This window comes from Streptomyces sp. NPDC058291 (assembly GCF_042880855.1).
Taxonomy (GTDB): domain Bacteria; phylum Actinomycetota; class Actinomycetes; order Streptomycetales; family Streptomycetaceae; genus Streptomyces.
Genome location: NZ_JBHVYK010000041.1, coordinates 33249 through 56026, shown reverse-complemented (window position 1 = coordinate 56026; position 22778 = coordinate 33249). Strand labels below are relative to the sequence as shown.

At 74.3% G+C, this 22778-nt stretch carries 14 protein-coding genes; 9 read left to right on the top strand and 5 right to left on the bottom strand.

The genetic code is table 11. From position 1 onward, the window contains the following. Together ACFVYK_RS21365 and ACFVYK_RS21360 are read right to left on the bottom strand one after the other, a co-directional pair. On the bottom strand, positions 1 to 1053 hold a 1053-nt coding region (locus ACFVYK_RS21365; protein WP_389776226.1), incomplete at its 3' end, for a serine/threonine-protein kinase. Positions 1054 to 1167: 114 nt separating this feature from the next. Then, positions 1168 to 2850: a protein kinase gene (locus tag ACFVYK_RS21360; RefSeq protein ID WP_389776224.1), complete on the bottom strand. Its 1683-nt coding sequence runs from the start codon at positions 2848 to 2850 to the stop codon at positions 1168 to 1170. 367 nt (positions 2851 to 3217) lie between these two features. On the opposite strand from ACFVYK_RS21360, the gene ACFVYK_RS21355 reads away from it, so the two are divergent. From ACFVYK_RS21355 to ACFVYK_RS21325, 7 genes are all read left to right on the top strand, one after another. Next, positions 3218 to 6799, top strand: coding sequence for an FHA domain-containing protein (locus ACFVYK_RS21355; protein WP_389776256.1), 3582 nt, complete (start codon positions 3218 to 3220; stop codon positions 6797 to 6799). A gap of 152 nt (positions 6800 to 6951) precedes the next feature. Beyond that, positions 6952 to 8337 (top strand): ABC transporter substrate-binding protein, encoded by a 1386-nt coding sequence (locus ACFVYK_RS21350; RefSeq protein ID WP_389776222.1) that lies wholly within the window; start codon positions 6952 to 6954, stop codon positions 8335 to 8337. 70 nt (positions 8338 to 8407) lie between these two features. After that, positions 8408 to 9688 (top strand): carbohydrate ABC transporter permease, encoded by a 1281-nt coding sequence (locus ACFVYK_RS21345; RefSeq protein WP_389776254.1) that lies wholly within the window; start codon positions 8408 to 8410, stop codon positions 9686 to 9688. Positions 9689 to 9708: 20 nt separating this feature from the next. Then, entirely contained in the window at positions 9709 to 10536 is an 828-nt protein-coding gene (locus tag ACFVYK_RS21340) for a carbohydrate ABC transporter permease (protein ID WP_389776252.1), read from the top strand. A gap of 161 nt (positions 10537 to 10697) precedes the next feature. After that, positions 10698 to 13055 carry a CDP-glycerol glycerophosphotransferase family protein gene (locus ACFVYK_RS21335; RefSeq protein WP_389776219.1) on the top strand — a complete coding sequence of 786 codons (2358 nt, stop codon included), beginning with the start codon at positions 10698 to 10700 and terminating at the stop codon, positions 13053 to 13055. A 158-nt stretch (positions 13056 to 13213) separates the two neighbouring features. Beyond that, positions 13214 to 15457 (top strand): bifunctional glycosyltransferase family 2 protein/CDP-glycerol:glycerophosphate glycerophosphotransferase, encoded by a 2244-nt coding sequence (locus ACFVYK_RS21330; protein WP_389776216.1) that lies wholly within the window; start codon positions 13214 to 13216, stop codon positions 15455 to 15457. Between the two features lie 5 nt (positions 15458 to 15462). Next, positions 15463 to 17715, top strand: a complete 2253-nt coding sequence (locus tag ACFVYK_RS21325) for a CDP-glycerol glycerophosphotransferase family protein (RefSeq protein ID WP_389776213.1) — start codon at positions 15463 to 15465, stop codon at positions 17713 to 17715. Positions 17716 to 17722: 7 nt separating this feature from the next. On the opposite strand, the gene ACFVYK_RS21320 is transcribed toward ACFVYK_RS21325, so the two are convergent. After that, on the bottom strand, positions 17723 to 19084 hold the full coding sequence (locus tag ACFVYK_RS21320) for a hypothetical protein (RefSeq protein ID WP_389776210.1): 1362 nt from the start codon (positions 19082 to 19084) through the stop codon (positions 17723 to 17725). Positions 19085 to 19197: 113 nt separating this feature from the next. Here ACFVYK_RS21320 and ACFVYK_RS21315 point away from each other — a divergent pair, with 113 nt between their 5' ends. After that, positions 19198 to 19956: a hypothetical protein gene (locus ACFVYK_RS21315; protein ID WP_389776208.1), complete on the top strand. Its 759-nt coding sequence runs from the start codon at positions 19198 to 19200 to the stop codon at positions 19954 to 19956. Between the two features lie 170 nt (positions 19957 to 20126). On the opposite strand, the gene ACFVYK_RS21310 is transcribed toward ACFVYK_RS21315, so the two are convergent. Continuing rightward, complete coding sequence (locus ACFVYK_RS21310) at positions 20127 to 20540, bottom strand: organic hydroperoxide resistance protein (RefSeq protein ID WP_389776205.1); 414 nt, start codon at positions 20538 to 20540, stop codon at positions 20127 to 20129. Positions 20541 to 20659: 119 nt separating this feature from the next. On the opposite strand from ACFVYK_RS21310, the gene ACFVYK_RS21305 reads away from it, so the two are divergent. After that, complete coding sequence (locus tag ACFVYK_RS21305) at positions 20660 to 21157, top strand: MarR family winged helix-turn-helix transcriptional regulator (protein ID WP_389776202.1); 498 nt, start codon at positions 20660 to 20662, stop codon at positions 21155 to 21157. On the opposite strand, the gene ACFVYK_RS21300 is transcribed toward ACFVYK_RS21305, so the two are convergent. Then, positions 21105 to 22712, bottom strand: a complete 1608-nt coding sequence (locus ACFVYK_RS21300; protein WP_389776200.1) for a hypothetical protein — start codon at positions 22710 to 22712, stop codon at positions 21105 to 21107. The genes ACFVYK_RS21305 and ACFVYK_RS21300 overlap by 53 nt on opposite strands. Positions 22713 to 22778: the final 66 nt, after the last annotated feature.

Genomic DNA, 22778 nt, shown 5'->3' with positions numbered 1-22778 from the left:
CACCCGGGCCGTCCCGTGCGCGCCGCCGGCCAGCTCGTCCGGCGCGGGCACCCGCATCGAGGTGTGGGTGTCCCGGTTGGAGTCCGGCTTCGCGTTCGGCACCAACGGGACCGAGCCCCGCCGCACCCGGCCGGAGGCCCCTTCGGCGGCGGGCGCGGAGGGCGCCGGCTCGGACGGTTCGCCGTCGTCCGGCTCGGTGTCGGGCTCGTCGACGTCCAGCGGGGGCATTCCGGCCAGCGTGGGCAGCTGCTCCCGCAGCCGCGCCGCCAGCTCGGAGGCCCGCAGCCGGGAGGCCGGGGCCTTGGCCAGGCACTGCACGATCAGCTGCCACAGCTCGTCCGGAATGCCGGGCAGGGGGGCGACGGACTCCGTGACATGGCGGCGCAGCACCGCGCCGGGGTGGCCGCCGCCGAACGGGGTGAAGCCCGCGAGCAGCTCGTACAGGACCGTCGCCAGGGCGTAGATGTCCACCGAGGCGCGGGGCGGCAGGCCCTCCACGATCTCGGGGGCCAGGTAGTCCGGCGTGCCGATGATCTTCGTGGCGCGGGTCCGTTTGGGGGTGTCGATCAGTTTGGCGACGCCGAAGTCGGTCAGCAGAGCGCGGTGCGAGCCGCCGGGCCCGAGCGGTCCCTGCATGTCCAGCAGGATGTTCTCGGGTTTCACGTCGCGGTGCACGATCCCGGCGGCGTGCGCGGCGGCCAGTCCCTCGGCGACGTCCGCGACGATCGCCACGGCGGCCTCCGGGGCCAGGCGCCGGTCCCGTTCGAGGCGGGTGCGCAGGTCCGTGCCCCGGACCAGGTCCATGACCAGCGCCAGGTCGTTGCCGTCGACGACCAGGTCCCGCACGGACACCACGTGGGGGTGCTCCAGGCCGAGCAGCGCCGTGCGCTCGTGCACGAAGCGGCCCACGAGCTCCTCGTCGGAGGCGAGGTCCTCGCGCAGCAGCTTGACGGCGACGGGTCCGTCCGGTCCCTCGCCCAGCCACACCGTGCCGGCGCTGCCCCGTCCCAGGATCTGGTGGGCGGTGTACCGGCTGCCGATCTTCCGTGCCAAGGCTGCTCCTACAGACGCGTGTTGCCCATCAAAGTACGCGTCCTGGGAGCCAACCCTCACCGTGGAGACGGAAATCACCCGCCAGATGTCGACAAGTACACAAACCCGTCGGCGTCAGTTCCCGGTTCCGCCGCCGAGGTCGCCGATCCAGCCGGCGACCTGGTCGTACCAGTGGGTGACCTGACCCCAGAAGGTCCTGCCCGAGCCGATCCAGTCCTGCAGCGGGCTGAGCTCCCAGATGAGCCATCCGGCGACGAACAGGATGACGATCGTGAACAGGCAGCCCTTCAGACAGCCGAGCCCGGGGATCCGCATCGGGTTGGCGCTGCGCTGTCTGGGCTCGCGCGGCTGCCGGGGCTCCGGCGCGGGCCGCTGCCGCGGCTGCTGCTGGGGCGCGGGCGCGTGCCGCTGGGGCTGCTGAGGTTGCTGGGGCTGGGGGGCCGCGTACCGCTGCTGGGGCTGCTGCTGTCCCGGATAGCCGTATCCGGACTGCTGCGGCCGCTGCGGCGGCTGCTGGCGGTACGGCTGCTGCGGCTGCGGCGACTGCTGCTGGGGGCGGGAGACCTGCCGCTGGGGGCGGCGGCGCAGCGGGTCGTCGCCGGGGTCGAGGTACTGCTGCACCTGGGTCGGCTCGTTGCGGTCGCGCGCGGCCCGCATCTGGTTCTGCCACGGGTGCGGCTGCTCGGGCTGCTGCGGCCCGCCCTGTCCGTCCGGCTGGTGCGGCGGCACCGGCGGCAGGACGGCCGTCGGGTCGGCGGAGCCGTGCGGACCGCCCGTGTGCGGCAGGACGGCGGTGGGGTCGGCGGCGCCCGCCGGGCCCGCCGTGTGCGGCAGGACGCTGGTCGCGGCGTTCGGGTCGTAGGCACCGCCCGGCACGGTCGCGGGCGTCGGGTCGGGCGCGAGCAGATGGCCCACTCCGTCGGCGGCGGCGATCTGCATCGAGTTGGCGTGCACCCCGATGCCCTCGGCGACGATGCGCAGCCCGCGCGCGAGGTTCTCGGCGCTCGGCCGGTCGTCGGGGTTCTTGCGCAGGCAGCGCTCGATGACCGTCCAGAGCGGGTCGGGGACCGTGGAGGGACGGCGCGGTTCGGCGCTCAGATGCTGGTGCAGGACTTCCAGGGCCGAGCCGCCTGAGAACGGCGGACGGCCCGTGACCAGCTCGTACAGCAGGATGCCGGCGCCGTAGACGTCCACGGCCGAGGTCTGCGGGCGGCCCTCGGCGGACTCCGGGGCGACGTAGGCGGGCGTGCCGACGAACTCGCTGGTCCGGGTCAGGCCCGGGGAGTCGGCGAGGCGGGCGATGCCGAAGTCGGTGAGCAACGGGTGCATCTGGCCGCCGTCCTGCCGCAGCAGGACGTTGGCCGGCTTCAGGTCGCGGTGCACGACGCCGTCGGCGTGGCTGGCGGCGAGCGCGTCGGCGACCTGGGCGGTGAGCAGCGCCGCGGCGACCGGGGTGAAGGGGCCGTTCTCGCGCAGGTAGCGGTGCAGGTCGGGGCCCTCGACGAGGTCCATGACCAGGGCCAGCAGGTCGCCCTCGACGACCAGGTCGCGGACCCGGACGATGTTGGGGTGGGTCAGGCGCAGCAGCACCGAACGCTCGCGCAGGAAGCGCATCACGACGTCGGGGTCGTTCGCGAGCTCCTCCTTGAGGACCTTGATCGCGACGGTCTCCCCGGGCTGACCCGCGACGGCCGCCTCGGCGCCCGCGGTCTCGCGCTGGCGGGCTCGCCAGACGGTGCCCGTGGCGCCGCGTCCGAGCGGCTCCTCGAGCAGGTACTTGCTGCCTACCGGCCGCACGTCATGTGCTCCCTGCTGCTTGCTCGCCAGACGGGCCGACTCTTCGGTCCCGCTCGTCTGTCCCGCCAGTGTTCCGCACCACTGTAGTGCCGCGATGCGGACACGGGGCGGTCGTCCTCGTTCGGAGGAAAGACGCTTCACCCGGTCTTCTTGGTTGCCGGAGCCGGACGTGACCGATCTCAACTGATCGTCGGCGACGTACTCGTCAGGCACTTTTGCGGGCAGAGCCGACCAATCAAGATCACTTGTCCGCGGGAGAGGGGCGCGTTGTCAGTGACAGGTGCGAGGATGCCTGCAGTACTGGCCGCTGTGCTCGTGTGGGGTGGGGGGGAAGCCCGCGCCCGTGCAGAAGGGACCGCTGACGGCGATGCAGATCCGGCTGACCGTCGTAGACCCGACGGGCGCGCCCGCCGATTCCCGGCACCGCGCCGCGAGCTGCGACGTGCTGGTCACGGCGCCCGCCGGCACGGCCCTGGCGGCGGTGTCGTCCGCGCTGGCCGCGGCGGTCTGCGGGGAGGGCGCCGCGCCGTCCTCGTCCGCGGCGGCGGTCGTGCTCTACGCGGGCGTGGAGCGGCTCGACGCCCAGCGCTGCACGCTGGGCGAGCCCCCGCTGATCGACGGCGCGGTGCTGTCGCTGGGCGCCCCGGCCGACCCCGAGCCGCACCCCGAGGTCGACGACGCTCCGGCCCGCCTGCACGTGGTGGCGGGCCCCGACGCGGGCGGGGTCCATCTGCTGCACGGCGGCCAGGTCCGGGTGGGCCGCTCCGCCGACGCGGACGTGCCCCTGGACGACCCGGACGTCTCCCGTCTGCACTGTGCGGTGACGCTGTCCCCCGAGGGCCGTGTCACGGTGGCCGACCTGGGCTCCACCAACGGCACCACGCTGGACGGCGCCCGGGTGCAGACCCGTCCCGTCCGCCTCGCCCCCGGCGCGCTCCTGCGCGTCGGCGAGTCGGCCCTGCGTCTGGCCCCGCCCGGCGGGCCGGGCCCCCGGGTGGCGACCACTCCGGACGGCGAGGGGCACGTGCGCGTGCCCTGCGGGGGGACGGCGGCGCAGAGCGCGGACGCGGCTCCCGCGCGCGTGAACGGCGCCGGCACGGGCGGCCCGGCCGCGGACCGTCCGCACGACCCGTCCGGCCGTTCCGGCTCCGCCCGTCCGGCGGGTCCGACGGCTCACGCCTACGGGACGGTCGACTGGGCCGGCGCGTCGCCGGAGCGCGGCGAGGGCCGGTCCGCTCCCGGCCGGACGCCCCTCGCGCCGCCCATGGTCCCCGGCCAGGGCGTGGCGCCGCGCGTCGAGACCCGCCGCGGCGGCCCGTTCGCGGCGGGCGACGCGTCGCAGGCGACCCACGGGGGCCGCGCGGGGCTCGGCTCCTTCCCGACCGGCGACGGCGACGTCCGCGGACCGCACGGCGCGCACGACGACAGCGCCGCCCCCGACCACCCGTCCCCCGCCGACGGCCCCTACGCCGACCGGGCCGACAGCGGCGGCCACGGTGACGGTCATGGCAGCGGCGGTCATGGCGGTGACGGTCATGGCAGCGGCGGTCACGGCGGCGACGACGATCTCGGCGGTTCCGCCCGCCGCAAGGGCACCCCGCTGCGCGGCCCCGACGTGCCCCCGGGCGGGCGCAGGCGCGGGGGCCTCTCCGCGTGGGCGCGGCGGCTGGCCGGCGGTCGCGGCGCCGAGGCGGACCCGGCCGGCGCCGGAGCCGACGGGGAGCCGACGGCCGACGGCGAGGCGCGGCCGGCGACGGCCCCGACGTCCGCGCCCGAGACCTGGCCGGACCCGGCGGCGCTGCTGCTGACGGCGCTGGGCCCCGGCCCGCGGCTGTGGGAGCGCGCGCCCGGGCACCCGGAGGCGCTCGCGGTGCGGCTCGGCACGGCCGACCGGCCCGCCCCCGACGGCTCGGGTCTGCTGCCGGCCGTCCCGGTGACGGCGGGGCTGCGCGAGGTCGGGGCGCTCGGTCTGGCCGGACCGCGGCCGCGGCTGTCCGGGCTGGCGCGCGCGGTGCTGGCCCAGCTCGCCGCGCTGCACTCCCCCGAGACCCTGGAAGTCGTTCTGATCAGCACGGACCGCGCGCGGTCCGAGGCGCAGCGCACCGCCGAGTGGTCCTGGCTGGGCTGGCTGCCCCACCTGCGCCCGGCCCACGGCCAGGACTGCCGTCTCCTGCTCGCCTACGACCGAGACCAGGCCACGGCCCGCACGGACGAACTCCTGCGCCGGCTGGAGGACCACCTCTTGGACAGCACGGCCGCCGCCCCGCAGGCGTCCCCGCTGAGCGGCGCCGCCCGCCGCCCCTCCTGGGCCGTGGCGGACGACGCGGCCGACGGCGGCTTCCCCGGCCCGTACACGGTGGTCGTGGTGGACGGCGACCCCGGCGGCGCGGACCTGCGCGAGGCGGTGGCGCGGCTCGCGGTGGCCGGTCCGCGCGCCGGAATCCATGTCGTCTGCCTGGCGGAGACCCCCGCCGCCTCGCCCTCCTCACCCGTGACGGAGACCTACGAGGCGGCCTGCGCGGCGGCGCCCACCTTCCGCGCGTGCGGAGCGGTCGCCCTGCTCAGCGGAGACGTGGCGACGGCGCTGCGGCTGCTGCGGGTCGCGCCGACCGGGGCGCGCACGGAGCGGCCCGGCCCGGTGGGCCCCGGCACGGTCGGCGCGGTGGACGCGGTCTCCCTCGCCTGGGCCGAACGCTTCGCAAGGGCTCTCGCACCGCTGCGCCCGGACGGCGCGGGCGGCGGCGGTGAGCGGCACACGCGGGTCTCCACGCCGCTGCCCCCGTCCGCGCGCCTGCTCGACGAGCTGGGCCTGGCCCGCGCCACGCCCGCCTCCCTGATGGCCCGTTGGGCGGACGCGGCCGACGACGCCGACGCGCTCGGCGGCCGGGCCCGGGCCGTGCTCGGCGCCGGTCCGCGCGGCCCGGTGGGCGTGGACCTGGTGGCCGAGGGCCCCCATCTGCTGATCGAGGGCCCGGCCGGCAGCGGGCGCACGGAACTGCTGCGGGCGGTCGTCGCCTCGCTGGCCGCCGCGGAGCGGCCCGACCGGCTGGGCGTCATCCTGCTGGACGGCCGCGACACCGTCGGCAAGGGCGGCGGCGGGCCCGGGGACGGCCTGCGGGTCTGCACCGACCTGCCGCACGTCACCACCCACCTGACGGCCAACGACCCGGTCCGCATGCGCGAGTTCGCGCAGTCGCTGAGCGCCGAGCTGAAGCGGCGGGCCGAGTTGCTGGGCCGCTCCGACTTCGCGGAGTGGCACACGCACCGCGCGGTCTCCGGCCGCATCGTCCCGCAGCGCCGCCCGAAGCCGCAGCGCGCCCCGAGCACGTCGGCCGCCCCGGTCCCGGGCTCCGGGGGCGGCGCCGCCGATCTGGACGCCCCGCCCAGCTCCACCCTGCGGCTGCGGCCGCAGGGGGCCGCCCGTCAGCAGGCCGAGGCGGCGCCGCCGCTGCCCCGCCTGGTCGTGGTGGTCGACGATCTGGACGCGCTGGTCTCCCCCGCCCTCGGCTCCCCGGGCCGGCCCGCCGCCGGCTCGGTGATGCGCGCGCTGGAGGCGGTGGCCCGCGAGGGCGAGCGGCTCGGCGTGCACCTGGTGGCGGCGGCCGGCTCCGGGGGCCGCACCGCGGAGTCGGAGCCGGTCCGACGCTCCACGGTCCGGATCACGCTGGAGGCGCCGGCTTCCGGACCGGACGAGCCGGCGCCGGGCCGCGGTCGGCTCCGGAGCGCGGACGGCCGGCTCACCCCGTTCCAGGGCGGTCGCGTCACGGGCCGCATACCCCGCACGGCGACGCTCCGGCCCACGGTGCTCCCCCTGGAGTGGGCCCGCATGGGCGATCCGCCGGCCCGCAGACCGGTACGGGAACTGGGCAACGGACCCACGGACCTGGCGCTGCTGGCCAGCGCCCTGGAACGAGCGGCACGCCATCCCAGCCCGTCCGGCGTCCACTGAGCACGGCACGCCACGCCGCCCCGTCGATCACGACGGGGTCACGATCCCGCGCTTGACAGGGTGGGCGCTCTTGCCGACCCCTGGCGCCCGGCGTAGACCAGTGCCACGGGACAGCGCTCAACGTTCGACGAGGAACGAAGAACGGGGCAGTGATGCGCAACACGAGCAGCACCATCCGCACACGCAGGACCGGGAAAGCGGCCGCCACGCTTCTGGCGGGAGCCCTCGCCGCCCTCTCGCTCACCGGCTGCGGCGGCGACGACGACAAGAGCACCGACGGCGGCGGAGCAACCGGAACCAAGGAGTCCGGCAGCACCCTCACCCTCCCCAAGCTGAACGGCACCACGCTCGAAGTGGCCGCCGTGTGGACCGGCACCGAACAGGCGAACTTCAAGAAGGTGCTCGCCGAGTTCGAGAAGCGCACCGGCGCGAAGATCACCTTCGTGCCCGCACAGGACCCGATCATCAACTTCCTGGGTTCGAAGATCGCGGGCGGCTCTCCGCCGGACGTGGCCATGCTGCCGCAGCCCGGCGCCATCAAGCAGGCCGCCGACAAGGGCTGGGCCAAACCGCTGGGCGCCGAGGCGCAGGCGCAGCTCACCAAGAACTACTCCCAGGGCTGGCAGGACATCGGCAAGGTGGGCGGCAAGCAGTACGGCGTCTACTACAAGGCCGCCAACAAGTCGCTGATCTGGTACAACGCCAAGGTCTTCGAGAACGCGGGCGCGTCCGAGCCCAAGACGTGGAAGGACCTGCTGACCACCGCGCAGACGGTCTACGACTCCGGCGTCACCCCCTTCTCGATCGGCGGCGCCGACGGCTGGACGCTCACCGACTGGTTCGAGAACGTCTACCTCTCGCAGGCGGGCCCGGAGAAGTACGACCAGCTCGCCCAGCACAAGATCAAGTGGACGGACCCTTCCGTGAAGGAGGCGCTGACCACCCTCGCCCAGGTCTGGGGCAAGAAGGCCTGGGTCGCGGGCGGTGCGAGCGGCGCGTTGCAGACCGAGTTCCCGGCGTCGGTGACACAGACCTTCACCGGCGGCGACCAGCCGAAGGCGGCCATGGTCTACGAGGGCGACTTCGTGCAGGTCAACATCGCCGACACCAAGGCGAAGGTGGGCACGGACGCCAAGGTGTTCCCGTTCCCGACGGTCGGCGGGACCGCGCCCGTGGTCTCGGGCGGCGACGCGGCGGTCATCCTGAAGGACTCCAAGGGCGCGCAGGCGCTGGCGACCTTCCTGGCCTCGCCGGACGCGGCCCAGATCCAGGCCAAGCTCGGCGGCTACCTGTCGCCCAACAAGAACGTCGACGTCTCCGCGTACCCCAACGAGGTCCAGCGGACGATCGCCAAGGCGCTGGTCGCGGCCGGCGACGACTTCCGCTTCGACATGTCCGACCAGGCCCCGCAGGCCTTCGGCGGCACGCCCGGCAAGGGCGAGTGGAAGGACCTGCAGGACTTCCTGAAGAACCCGTCGGACGTGGCCGGCATCCAGGCGAAACTGGAGTCGGACGCGGCGGCCGCGTACGGGAACTGACCCGGCGATGGCGACGCCCAAGGCGGCGGGGGCTCCCGGGGCCCCCGCCGTTCCTCGCCCGCGCAAGAGCGTGACCGGCACCCGCAGGACGGTGGCGGCGCTGTTCCTGCTGCCCGCCCTGGTGCTGCTCGGCGCGCTCGTGGTCTACCCGATCGGGTACTCGGTCGTGCGCAGTTTCTACGACCAGTCCGGCGACGGTTTCGCCGGAGTCGACAACTACAAGGCCCTCTTCACCGACGACGGCATCCGCACCGCCCTGAAGAACAACGTGATCTGGGTGGTGTTCGCGCCGACGGTGGCGACCGCGCTCGGTCTGATCTTCGCGGTGCTGACCGAACGCGTGCGCTGGGGCACCGCGTTCAAACTGGTCGTCTTCATGCCGATGGCGATCTCGATGCTCGCCGCCGGGATCATCTTCCGGCTGGTCTACGACCAGGACCCGGACAAGGGCGTCGCCAACGCGGTCTGGGTGGGCGTGCACGACACGTTCGCCGAGGCCTCCGCGTTCCCCAAGGCGCACCCGGGCCGGCAATCGCCGCTCCAGGCCGACGACGGCGGCTTCATCACCCGTAGCCCCGTCCGGGCCGGCGTCCCGGTCTCCCTCCCGCTGGTGGGCGTCCCCCCCGACCAGATGCCCGGCGGCGCCGCGCCGGCCGTCACGGCGCGGACGGAACCCGGCAAGGTCACCGGCACCGCCTGGCAGGACTTCACCCGCGGCAAGGGCGTCGGCGCCCTGGGCGCGCCCGACCCGACCGAACGGGGGTACGCCGGGATGCGGATCGAGGCGGTGAAGGACGGCAAGGTGGTGGCCTCGACGAAGGCGGCCGACGACGGCACCTTCACGCTCCCCGCCGCGGCGGACGGCGCTCGACTGAGGCTGCCGGCCGCCAACTTCAAGGAGGCGTACAACGGTCTGGACTGGCTCGGCCCGTCGCTGGTCACGCCGGCGATCATCGGCTCCTACATCTGGATGTGGGCGGGCTTCGCGATGGTGCTGATCGCGGCGGGGCTGGCCGGCGTCCCCCGGGAACTGCTCGAGGCGGCGCGCGTCGACGGCGCCACCGAGTGGCAGGTGTTCCGCAGGGTCACCGTCCCGCTCCTCGCGCCGGTCCTGGCGGTGGTCACCGTCACCTTGATGATCAATGTGCTGAAGGTGTTCGACCTGGTGTTCATCATCGCCCCGGGCTCCTCGCAGGACGACGCCAACGTGCTCGCCCTGGAGCTGTACCGCAAGGGCTTCTCCGAGGACCAGCCGGGCATCGCCAGCGCCATCGCGGTGTTCCTGCTGCTCCTGGTGATCCCGGTGATGTGGTTCAACGTACGCAGGCTGAGGCGGGAGGTGCGGCGGTGACCGGGCGACTCGAGTGGATCATGGAGAAGCTCAACGGCGGGCTGGTCCGCGTCTTCCTGATCGTCGTCGGCCTGTTCTGGCTGGTGCCGACCGTGGGGCTGCTCATCTCCTCCCTGCGCTCCCCGGAGGACATGAGCGCGAGCGGCTGGTGGGAGGTGTTCAGCAAGCCCTCCCGACTCACCTTCGACAGTTACCAGAGGCTCCTGGAGAACGGCGACATCACCGGCTCCCTCGTCAACACGGTGCTGATCACGGTGCCGGCGACGGTGCTGGTCGTCGTCATCGGCTCGCTCGCGGGCTACGCGTTCGCGTGGATGGAGTTCCCCGGCCGGGACTGGTGGTTCCTGGCCGTCGTCGGACTGCTGGTGGTGCCCGTGCAGGTGGCGCTCATCCCGATCGCCGAACTGTTCGGCAAGATAGGCCTGTTCGGGAACATCCTGGGCGTGATCCTGTTCCACGTCGGGTTCGGACTGCCCTTCGCGGTGTTCCTGCTGCGCAACTTCTTCGCGGAGATCCCCCGCGAGTTGCTGGAGGCGGCACGCCTGGACGGGGCCGGCGAACTGCGGCTGTTCGCACGTGTCGTGATGCCGCTCGGCGGGCCGGCCATCGCGTCCCTGGGCATCTTCCAGTTCCTGTGGGTGTGGAACGACATGCTGGTCGCGCTGGTGTTCACCAACGCCGACAGCCAGCCGATCACCGTCGCCCTGCAGACGCAGGTGAGGCAGTTCGGCAACAACATCGACGTGCTGGCTCCCGGCGCGTTCATCTCCATGGTGATCCCGCTGGCCGTGTTCTTCGCGTTCCAGCGGCAGTTCGTGTCCGGCGTGATGGCGGGCGCCGTCAAGTAGCGCGGAACGGACGGGAGAACGCGGGCGGGCCGAGTCATCGGCCCGCCCGCGTCCGTTCACCCGCAATCCCCCGTATGCCGCAGAAACCGTAACCAAGTCACTCCATCGGCCGTTTCCGGGCAAGGCCCTGTCTACCGCCCGCGCCGACCCATGGATGTCCCTTGCCCAGGTTCAGTGTCATCGTCCCCGCGTACAAGGTTCAGGCGTACCTGCACGAGTGCCTCGAATCGGTGCTGTCCCAGTCGTACGCCGATCTCGAACTGATCGCCGTCGACGACAGGTCGCCGGACGCCTGTGGCGAGATCATCGACGAGTTCGCGGCCCGGGACGCGCGGGTGCGGGCCGTGCACCTGCCGCAGAACGTCGGTCTGGGGCCGGCCCGCAACGCCGGCCTGGAGCGGGCCACCGGCGACTACCTGCTGTTCCTCGACTCCGACGACACCCTCACCCCGGACGCGCTGCGCGCGATCGCCGACCGGCTGGCCGAGACGGGCGAGCCGGACGTCCTGGTCTACGACTACGCGAGCACGTACTGGACGGGCGAGACGGTCCGCAACAAGTTCGCCGGGCAGCTCAGCGAGGAGGGCCCGGCCCCCTTCCGGCTCCAGGACCGGCCGGGGCTGCTGAGGGTGCTGATGGTGGCCTGGAACAAGGCCTACCGGCGGGAGTTCGTCCACGACGCGGGCCTGCGGTTCCCTCCCGGCTACTACGAGGACGCGCCGTGGACGTACCCGGCGCTGATGGCGGCGCGGACCCTGGCGACGCTGGACCGGGTCTGCGTGCACTACCGCCAGCGCCGCCGGGGCAACATCCTGTCCACCACGAGCCGGGGACACTTCGACGTCTTCGAGCAGTACGACCGGGTCTTCGCGTTCGTCGAGCAGCGGCCCGAACTCGCGCACTGGCGGCCGGTGTTGTTCCGCCGGATGGTCGACCACCTGTCGACGGTGTTCACCAAGCGCGACCGCCTGCCGCGTGGCTCGCGCGCAGAGTTCCTGCGCAAGGCCCGTGTGCACTACCGCCGTTACCGCACCCCGGGCGCCTCCGTCTCGCTGCGGTGCAGGCTGCGCCACACCCTGGTCCACTTCGGCGTGCACCGCACCTACCGGGCGCTGGAGGCGTCCATGACCCTGCGCCGGCGCGCCCACAAGGCGGCCTCGAAACTCGCCCGCGCCCTGCGGGCGGCCCTGCTGCAGGCCCACTACCGCATCCAGCTGCGGCTGCCGCTGCGCGCCGACCGGGCCGTGTTCGCCGCGTACTGGGGCCGGGGCCACGGCTGCAATCCGGGCGCGCTGGAAGCCGCGTTCCGCGCCCTCGCGCCGCAGGTGCGCACGGCGTGGATCGCCCGTCCCGAGCACCAGGACGCCGTCCCGCCGGGCCCGCGCCGGGTGCGTCCGGGCACCGCCGCCTACTGGACGGCGCTGGCCCGCTCCAAGTACCTGGTGAACAACGTCAACTTCGACCGCCGGCTCGTCAAGCGGCCCGGACAGGTGTTCGTCCAGACCCAGCACGGCACGCCCCTCAAGCACATGGGCCTCGACCTCCAGGACCGTCCGGCGGCCGCCCGCGACATGGACTTCGACGCGCTGCTGCGGGGCGTCGACGCCTGGGACTACGTCCTGTCCGCCAACCGCCACACCACCCTCACCTGGGAGCGCGTCTACCCGGGCGGGTACGAGACCCTGGAGTACGGCTACCCCCGCAACGACGTCTTCCAGCGGGCGACGGCCGAGGACGTGACGCGGCTGCGGGAGTCCCTCGGCATCCCCCGGGACGCGATCGCCCTCCTGTACGCGCCCACCCACCGCGACTACCGCCGCGCCCAGCGCTGCCCTCTCGACCTGGCGCGCGTCCTGCGCCGGCTGGGCCCGCGCTTCGTGATCCTGGCTCGCGCCCACTACTGGCAGGACCCGCTCGTCGACCGCCCGACGCCCGGGGTCATCGACGTCAGCGGCCATCCCAGCGTGGAGTCCCTCTGCCTGGCCTCGGACGCCCTGGTCACCGACTACTCGTCCCTGATGTTCGACTACGCCAACCTGGACCGCCCGATCGTGGTGCACGCCGACGACTGGGAGGCCTACGAGGCGGCCCGCGGCACCTACTTCGACCTGCGGAGCTTCCCGCCGGGCGCGGTCGCGCACAGCGAGGACGAGCTGATCGACATCTTCACCACCGGCCACTGGCGCGGCTCCCGATCGGCCCAGCTGCGCACCGCGTTCCGCGAGCGGTTCTGCCCGCACGACGACGGCCGCGCCGCCGAGCGCGTCGTCCGGCGCGTGGTGCTGGGCGAGCCGGAGCCGCCCGCGGCCATCCCCCTCGCCGAGCGCCGCCCCGCACCGTCGGCGGCGGCAGCGGCAGAAGCAGCAGCAGGGGCTACGGCGTCGGGGGCTTCCGGGGCCGCCCCGGTCGAGCCGGCCACCGAGGCCTGCGCCGGGGAGCGGGCGGCGTCCTCCGGGCGCACGCCGATCGCCGTCGTGCCGCGGCCCGCCGGCCCCCGTTCCGTCGTCGACCGCCGCTGACGGCCGTTCCCCCACGGGAGTTCGCATGCCCACCGGTTCGTCGCGGCCCACCCCGACCCGGCCGTCCACCTGGCGCCCGACCGGACGCCCCGGCCGCGGTCGTACGGCCTGAGCAGCAAGCAGCAGGCACCGCACCGAGAAGACACAGAAAGAGCAGCATGCCCCGCTTCAGCATCATCGTCCCGTCCTACGGGGACGGGGGTCCCCCCGGCCGTGTGGACACGAGAGTGGGGGAGGGCCGGCTGTCCCTGGCGCTGGACTCCGTCCTCGCCCAGTCCTACGGCGACTTCGAGGTGATCCCGGTCGCCGACGCGCCCGACACGGTGGCCGCCGCCGTCGCCGCCCGGCACGCGCGGCGGGACTCCCGGGTCACACCCGCGCGCTCCCGGCCGTCGCAGGGCCTCGCCGGGGCGCGCAACGCCGGGATGCGGGCGGCCACCGGCGACTACCTGCTGTTCCTCGACGGCGACGACACCCTCGCCCCGGGCGCCCTGGCCGCCCTGGACGCCCGCCTCGCCGAGACCGGCGACGTGGACGTCCTGTACGCCGAGCACGAGCGCGTCCCCTGGTGGGAGGGCGAGCCGGCCAACCCGGCGGCGCCGCTGCTGGCGAAGACGCCCGACGACGCCTTCTCCCCCGTCGAGGCCCCGCACGTGACCGGGGTGCAGCTGCCGGTGTGCGGCACGCTCCACCGCAGGTCGTTCCTCATCGAACACGAACTCGTCTTTCCCGAGGGCCACTTCACGGACGTCGGATTCGGCGGTCTGGTCAGCGTGCACGCGGGACGGATCGCGGCGCTGCGGTCGGTCGTCGTACGGCGCAGGCAGCGGCGGCAGGGCGACCCGCTGAACCAGCCCGGCACGCACCACCTGGAGCTGCTGGAGCAGGTCGACCTGGTGCTGTCGCGGGCGGCCGCCGCCGGGCTGTCCGAGGACCGGTCGGGCCCGCTGTTCGAGCAGCTCTTCGCGGCCGTCCTGAAGACCGCCGCGCACCCCGCCCGGCTGGCCGGGCGGCGCCGGGCCTTCTTCCGCCGCGCGGGCAGGCTGTACCGGCGCCACCGCCCGGCCGGGTTCCGCCGGCCGGGCGGGAGCCTCGGCGTGCAGCACCGGCTGCTGGCGGCCGGGGCGTACACGGCGTTCCGGGCGCTGCGCGGCGCCAACCGCAAGGCGACGGCGGCCGTCCGGCGGGTGCCCCGCGCCCGGGCGCTGCGCACCCGCCTGTACTACCGCGGCCAGCTGCTCCGGCCCATCGACCCCGGCCTGGCCGTGTACTGCGCCTACTGGGGCCGCGGCTACGCCTGCAATCCGGCCGCGATCCACGCCAAGGCCGCCGAACTCGCCCCGCACATCCGCTCGGTGTTCCTCGTCGAGGCCGACCAGGCGCAGACCCTGCCGGCGGGCGTCGAGCACGCCGTCATCGGCAGTCGCCGGTACTGGCAGGTGCTGGCCCGCGCCAAGTACCTCGTCAACAACGCCAACTTCGAGGGGGCCGTCGTCAAACGGCGCGGCAGCGTGCACCTGTCGACGCAGCACGGCACCCCGCTGAAGAAGATGGGCATCGAGCAGGCCGACCACCCGGTGGTCGCCGCCGCCACCGGAAGCTTCGACCGGCTGCTGCGCCGGATCGACCGCTGGGACTACAACCTCAGCTCGAACCGGCTGTCCACCGAGGTGTGGCAGCGGTCCTTCCCGTCGTCGTACGAGATGCTCGAGTACGGCTATCCGCGCAACGACGTGTACTACACCGCGTCGGCCGACGACGTGCGCCGCGTCCGCGCGCGGCTCGGCGTGCCCGAGGGCCGTACCGCGCTCCTGTACGCGCCCACCCACCGCGACCACGACACCGGCTCCGACACCCGGCTCGATCTGCACGCGCTGTGCGACGCCCTGGGGGACGACTTCGTCGTGCTGCTGCGCGCCCACTACTTCCACGACGACGACCGCGCCCGTCCGCGCGACGAGCGGATCATCGACGTCACGGGGCATCGCTCGTCGGAGGACGTCTGTCTCGCGGCGGACGCCCTGGTCACGGACTACTCGTCGATCGTCTTCGACTACGCCAACCTCGACCGGCCGGTCGTCGTGTACGCCGACGACTGGGACGTCTACCGCGAGACGCGCGGGGTGACCTTCGACTTCCTGGGCTGCCCGCCCGGCCCGGTGGCCCGCACCCCCGAGGAGCTGGCCGACGTCTTCCGCTCCGGCCGCTGGGCCGGTCCCGAGGCGGACGAGCTGCGCGCCCGGTTCCGCGCCCGGTTCTGCGAGTTCGACGACGGCCGCGCCGCCGAGCGCGTCGTGCGCCGGGTGCTGCTCGGGGAGCCGGCCGAGCGCATCGAGCCGGCCGTCCCGCTCCCCCGGCGTACGCCCGCGCCCGCCGCCGTGCCGACCTCACCGAGGAGCTGACCTTCGTGCCCCGCTTCAGTGTCATCGTCCCTGTCTTCAAGGTGCAGGGGTTCCTGCGCGAATGCCTCGACTCCGTGCTCGGCCAGTCGTTCGACGACATCGAGGTGATCGCCGTCGACGACTGCTCCCCCGACGGCTGCGGAGCGATCCTCGACGAGTACGCGGCGCGCGACGCGCGGCTGAAGGCCGTCCACCTGCCGGAGAACGTCGGCCTGGGCCGTGCCCGCAACGCCGGCCTGCCGCACGCCACCGGCGACTACGTCCTGTTCCTGGACAGCGACGACCGCTACACCCCCGGGCTGCTGCGGGCGGTCGCCGACCGGCTCGACGCGACCCGCGACCCCGACATCCTGGTCTTCGACCATGTGCGCACCCACTGGTGGGGCCGCGCGGGCCGCAGCGACGCGGCGGGCCTCCTCGAACAGGCCGGCGCCGACACGTTCGCCATCCGTGAGCACCCCGAGTACCTGCGCCTCTTCCTGGTCGCCTGGAACAAGGCCTACCGGCGGGACTTCTTCGTCGGGCACGGCTTCGCCTACCGGCCGGGGCTGTACGAGGACGCGCCCGTCACCTACCAGACGATGGTCACGGCCGAGCGGATCGCGTGTCTGGACCGGGTGGGCGTCGAGTACCGGCAGCGCCGGCAGGGCGCGATCACCCGCACCCCCGGACGCAAGCACTTCGACATCTTCGAGCAGTACGAGGGGCTGTTCGCGTTTCTCGCCGAGCGGCCGGACCTCGGCTGGGCGCGGCCGCTGCTGTTCGAGCGGGCGCTGGACCACATGCTGTTCACGGTGGCCCGCCCGGAGCGGGTGCTGCGCGGCGACCGCAAGGAGTTCTACCGCCGTATCAGGGCCTTCCACCGCCGGCATGTGCCGCCGGGCTTCGTGCCGCCGCCGGACAGCCGCCGTGCCGAGATCCGGCTGCTGGCGCTGGCCCCCTACCACCGCGCCCACTTCTGTCTGAACCTGTGGCGGCGCGGCGGCAACGCGGCGCTGCGCAGGACGGGCCGGCTGCGCGAGCTGCTCGCCCGGCAGGTCAAGCGGAGCTGGTACCGCCTCCAGCTGCGCCGGCGCCTGGATCCGGCGCTCGCCGTGTACTCCGCCGGGCACAGCCGCGCCGTGAACGGCGACCCGCTGGCGATCCACGCCCGGGCCGCCGAACTGGCGCCGCACGTGCGGGGCGTGTGGGTCGTCCAGCCCGACGCGGCGGACCTGGTGCCGCCGGGGACGGACTTCGTGACGACGGGCTCCTGGCGCTACTACCGGGTGATGGCCCGCGCCAAGCACTGGATCAACGACTGCAACTGGGCCGGCGACCTGGTGAAGCGCCCCGGCTCGGTGCATGTGCAGACACATCGGGGCACGCCGTTGAAGTACATGGCGCTGGATCTCCTCGACCGTCCGGGTGCCCGGCACGGCACGAACGTGCGCGGCATGCTCCGGCGCAGCGACCGCTGGGACGTCAGTCTGGTCGCCAACCGGCACTCCGAGGAGGTCTGGCAGCGGGCCTACCCCTGTCACTTCGCGTCGCTGCGCAGCGGCAGCCCGCGCAACGACGTCCTGGTGCGGGGCGGAGCCGAGCGCGGGGCCGAGCTGCGCGCGCGGCTCGGCATCGGGGCGTCCGAGACGGTCGTGCTGTACGCGCCGACTCCGCGCGACTACCGCCGGGGCCGTCATGTCTGGCGGGTCGACCTGGAGGCGCTGGCCGGCTCGCTCGGTCCCGGGCACCGGCTGCTGGTGCGTCTGCACCCCAGTCTGGCCCGCCATCACGAACGGGCGCTGGTCCTGCGCGACCTGCACCGCCGCGGCGCGCTGGCCGACGTCACCGACGAGCAGCACGTGGAGGACGTCCTGCTGGCCGCCGATGCCCTGGTCACCGACTACTCGGCGCTGATGTTCGACTATGCCCTCCTGGACCGTCCGATCGTGGTGCACGCCGACGACTGGGCCGCCTACCGTGCGGCCCGGGGGGCCTACTTCGACATCACCGCCGAGCCGCCGGGGCATGTGACCCGCTCGGACGAGGAGCTGGCGAAGGCGTTCGCCTCCGGCGCCTGGCGGGACGCGGAGTCGGCCCGGCTGCGAGCGGCGTTCCGGGAGCGGTTCTGCGAGTTCGACGACGGGCGGGCCGCCGAACGCGTCGTCCGGCACGTCCTGCTGGGCGAGGCCCCGGACCGCCCGGCCGGCGACGGCGAGGCGGTCGTCAGGATCCCGGGGGCCGTGGACCGTTCGGCGCGCCTGCCGGAGTACAGCTGATCGCCGGTCAGCGGGAGGCCGGCGCGGGAACGCGCCGGCCCGCGTGCGGGGACGGGGCCAGGTCCCGCCCCCGCGCGGCGTGCCGGCGCGTCCGGCTCTCGACCAGGAGCGGGATGCCGCAGACGGGCAGCAGCATCGCCATCACCATCAGCCGGGGACCGACGGACAGCTCGGGGTGTCCGGCCTGGTTCGCCAGGCCCGCGACGGCGACGCCGACGAGCAGGCAGGCGAACGGGCGGTGGTGGCGGAAGGCGCCCCAGGCTCCGCAGACGAGCAGCAGGAGCACCAGGGGCTGCACGAGGGCGTCGCGCAGCCATTCCCGCCAGAAGGCGAGGCTGAGCCGCCAGAACTCGGGCCCGGGATCGTCGACCGGGCTCCTCGTGTAGTGGACGGAGAGCAGTTCCTGGAGGCTGGCCTTCGTGCTCGGCAGCCCGTAGGCGAGGACGACGAGCTGGATCGCGGCCGCGAGCGCCGCCGTCGTCACGAGGATGACCCGCTCCGGGCGCACGGCGCTCTCCCCGCGCAGCCGGCGCGCGCACAGGAGCAGTGCGGTCATGACGGCGATCCCGGCGACGGCGAGCAGGGTCTGCGCGTATTTCACGACCGCGGCGCCGGCGAACCCGAGGACGGCGATCGTCGTCCCCGACACGACGCGGCCCCCGAGCACGCGGACGCAGCCGAGGAGGGCGGCGAGCAGCAGGCACAGCAGCAGGCCCTCGCACTGGGGCAGCATGGCCTCCTTGCCCGTCGGCAGCGCGTAGTAGAGGACCTGCCCGGTCAGGGCGAGCGGCACGCAGACCCCCAGCGTGCGCAGGACGAGCACGACCAGGCCGCTGGCCGCGACGGTCGCCACGAGCCCGGCCAGCCACAGGCCGGCGACCGGCCCGAAGCCGCGGACGAAGGGCACGGTGTACAGGGGGTATCCGGGCCTGGCGGCGAAGATCTCGGACATCCGCGGGTCGCTGAACAGCGCCATGTACCCGGTGACGTCGGCGCGCCCGGCGTTGCGCGCGACGCGCTCGCCCATTGTCCGTCGGCACTCCCGTTCCGCGGTCCGGCCGGCGTCGTGCTCGCGGTAGTGGGCGAGGTCCGCGCTGTCCCGCTGCGCCGACCTGACCCGCACGCTGTCGCAGTAGTAGTCCAGCGCCCGCCGGGAGGCCTCCTCCCGGCCGAGCCCCTGCAGCATGTAGCTGTGCGCCAGGTACTGACGGGTGTCCATGGCGGCGCGGCCCTGTGTCTGGACCGACTGCGCGCCGGCGAACAGCAGGGCGAACACGAAGAACCAGAAGAGGAGTACGCGTCGGTCGTTCGGCGGGGACGGCGGTCGACGGAGCCGGTCAGTTCTCCACATGGTCGACTGGCCTATCATGCGTTTCGGCACGATATCGAGCAGTATGAACCGCGTCGTGGTGACGACCGTCGGGATCCACCGTGCGGCCTAGCGGCCGGGAGCGAGGTCTCGGGAGAGGGAATCGGCGAGGAATGCGCCCCACTGTCCGCCCCCTCCGGCATCCGACGCCGTACCGGTGCCTCGGCGCTCTGCTCTGGCTCGCGATGTCGCTCGCGTACTGGCGCGAGCCGCTGAGCCGCGCGGCCGTGGCCGGGCCGTTCGACCTGCTGGTGCTGCTGACCGGGACGGGCCGCTTCACCCGCCTGCTGACGGACCGCCCCTGGGCGCCGGTCCTCGGCCTGTTCGCCGTGGCGTGGCTGTGGGGCGGCCCTCTCGCGGGGCCGCCGACGGGCGGCGCGGCGGTCGGGTCGGCCGGGGGCGGCCCGGCCCCGGCGTCGGCGTTCGCCGTCGGTCTGGTCCTGTGGGCCTGGGCGGCGACGGGCTCGCGCGCGGGAGCGGTGCGCCGCCGGGTGCGCTACGTCGGCCCGAGCGGCCTCGGGAGCCCCTGGGGGTACGCCTGGCTCGGCGCGCTGTACGCCGTGATCGCGCTCGTGGACCCGGTCACGTTCGCCGTGGCGGCGGTCGGGGCGGTGACGCTGGTCGCGGGGTGGGAGCGCGAAGGGCGGGCCGTGGCGGGCCGGTGGGCTCTGACGGTCGTGACGCCGGCGACCGCCGTGTGCTTCCGGCACTCCGTCGGCGTCCTCGCCCCGGCCGGGGATCCCGCCGACACGGATCTGCTGCGCGAGCGGCTGCAGCAGTGGACGCCCGGGCACGTGTGGCTGGTGCTGGTCGGCCTGCCGGCGCTGCTGCTGGCGGCGTGGCGCTCGAAACGGGCGGTGGGGCAGCGGTGACGCGTCCGCCGGGCGGGGCCTGCGGGCGAGGCGATGGCGGACCGCGCGAAGCCGGGGGGAGCCGATCCGCTCCCCCCGGCGATCACCGGTGGACCACTCGCCGTCCGGATGTCCGCGCGACGTCCGCTGGACGCCCGCCCGACGGCTGCGGCCCGGCGACCACCCGATGACTACTCGATGACGAGATCGACCGGGATGTTGCCGCGGGTGGCGTTGGAGTAGGGGCAGACCTGGTGGGCCTGCTCGACGAGCTTGCGGCCGGTCGCCTCGTCCACGGTGTCGGGCAGCTCGACGCGCAGGGTCACCTTCAGCGCGAAGCCCTCACCCTGCTGGCCTATGCCGACCTCGGCGGTCACCGCGGCGTCGCTAACGTCCACCTTCGCCTGGCGGCCGACGAGGCCCAGGGCGCTGCCGAAGCAGGCGGCGTAACCGGCGGCGAACAGCTGCTCGGGGTTGGTGCCCTGTCCGTTGCCGCCCAGCTCCGCGGGCATGGCCAGCGCCAGGTCGATCCTGCCGTCGGAGGAGACGGCGCGTCCCTCGCGGCCGTGGGTGGCGGTGGCGACAGCGGTGTAGAGCGCGTCCATGGAAGAACCATCCCTCTCAAGTCGTTGCGGCGGTCCGGTCCGACCGCCTCACGGAGACAAGTAGAGCACACAATTAAATTGGGCACAACCAAATGGCGCGTCAGGGTTACTCTGGAGACATGACCGCCCCGCTGCCCTCCGTCACCCAGGAGAACGCCACCGAGAACTGGCTCCGCCTGGACCGCCAGATCTGCTTCTCCCTGCACGCCGCCTCGCGCGCCTTCAACGGCGTCTACCGCGTGATCCTCAAGGATCTCGGGCTGACCTATCCGCAGTACCTGGTGATGCTGGTCCTCTGGGAGCAGGGCCCGCTGCCCGTGAAGCGACTGGGCGAGCATCTGCGACTGGACTCCGGCACCCTCTCCCCGCTGCTCAAGCGGCTGGAGGCAGCCGGCCTGGTGCGCCGCGAGCGCAGCGCCCGCGACGAGCGCTCGGTGGAGGTCCGGCCGACCGAGGCTGGCGCGGACCTGCGCGAGCGGGCCCTGGAGGTGCCGCGCAGGATCGTCGCCGCCACCGGCTTCGAACTCGCCGAGATCGGGGCGCTGCGCGAGCGCCTGGACGAGCTCACCGCAGCGCTGGACGCGGCGACCGCCCAGGAGGAGCCAGGGAGGCCGTAGGCGGGCGGCGGACGTAGAGACGCAGGGTCACCCCGTCGCGCTCCCCCTGCCAGCGGGGGACGAACCGTTCCTCCACGGCGACGAGCTTGAGGCGCTCGGTCGGCTCACCGGGAAACCAGCGCGAGCGCAGCGCGTACGGCTCGGCCAGGACCCACAGCCGGTTCACCGAGGCGAGTCTGCGCTGCAGCTCCCGCGGGCCGACCTCGCGCCCGTACAGGGTGCCGGACTCGGGGCCGGGCGACTTCAGCGCCAGATCACGCACCCCCCGGAACCCCTTCGGGTACGCGAGCGCCGACCGCCGCCCGAGGGACGGCAGGAAGAGCACCGGGTCGCCGGGGCGGACCTCCCGCGTGGCCAGGGCGGAGACGGCGGCCAGGTCGTCGGGCCGGTGCGCCGGCGTGCGGTACTCGCGGTGCAGGGGGAGCAGATGGAGGAAGACCAGGGCGACGGCCAGGACGCCGGCCGCGGTGACCGCCCGGGGGCGCGGCCGACGGTTCGCGAGCCCGGCCAGCCGGTCGGCGCCGGCCGCGACCAGCAGCGGCGCCCCCGCCAGGGCGTAGAGCACATAACGGTCGTGGTAGAGCGGCTTGGCCTGGGAGAGCAGCATCAGGAAGGCCGGCGGCACGATCATCAGCGGGGCCGCGAAGGCCGCCGCGCGCCCCGCCGTCAGCCCCACCGCCATCAGCGCCAGACAACCCCAGAACACCGCTCCCCGCGGGCCCGCGGCGAAGTTGCGCAGCAGCCTTTCCGCGCTCTCCCAGTCCGGCACGGGCAGCCACCCCACCTGCTGGGACTGTGCGCGTGAGACGAGCACCAGCGGCAGCAGGACGACGACCGCCGCCCCGGCCGCCCGCGCCCAGGACCACCAGACCCGCCGGGGCGCCCGCAGCAGCGCGAGCGTGAGCGCGTGCGCGCACAGCACGAACACCGCGAGCTCGTGCAGCAGACAGGTCACGGCGACGACGCCCCCGTAGGCCCACCACGTCCGCCCCGGCCGCCGTCCCGAGCGCGGCGCCCGCCCCGACGGCCCCGGCCGCGCCGCCGGACCGGCGCCCCCGCCCGGGTCCACGCGCAGCCCCTCGCCCTCGTCCAGCGCCCGCGCCAGCAGCAGCGTCGCGCCCGCCGCGCCCGCCGCGACCAGCGCGTACGAGCGGCCCTCCTGCGCGTAGTGGCCGGCCAGCGGGGTCACCGCGTACAGCAGGCCCGCCCACAGGCCGACCCGGGGGCGGACCAGCCGCGCCCCGAGGGCCGCGACCAGAGCGGCGGCGACGGCGGCCCCGCAGACCGAGGGCAGGCGCAGGACGACCTCGCCCGGGTGGACGGCGAGGACCACGTGCATGACGAGGTAGTACAGGCCGTGCACCGCGTCCACCCCGTGCAGCAGCCGCCAGATCTGCGGGACCGTCCGCCGTGCGACCTGGAAGGTGACGGCCTCGTCGCGCCATATGCCGCCGCGGTCGAGGCCCCACAGCCCGACGGCGGCCATCACGGCCGCGGGGACGGCGACGGTCAGGACTTCGGTACGAGCCGGCTTCTGCGAGCGTCCACTCACCACGAGGCCGATTCTGCTGCGTGCACCCACCCATCACGGCGATTGACGGCACATTAGGTATGTAATGGA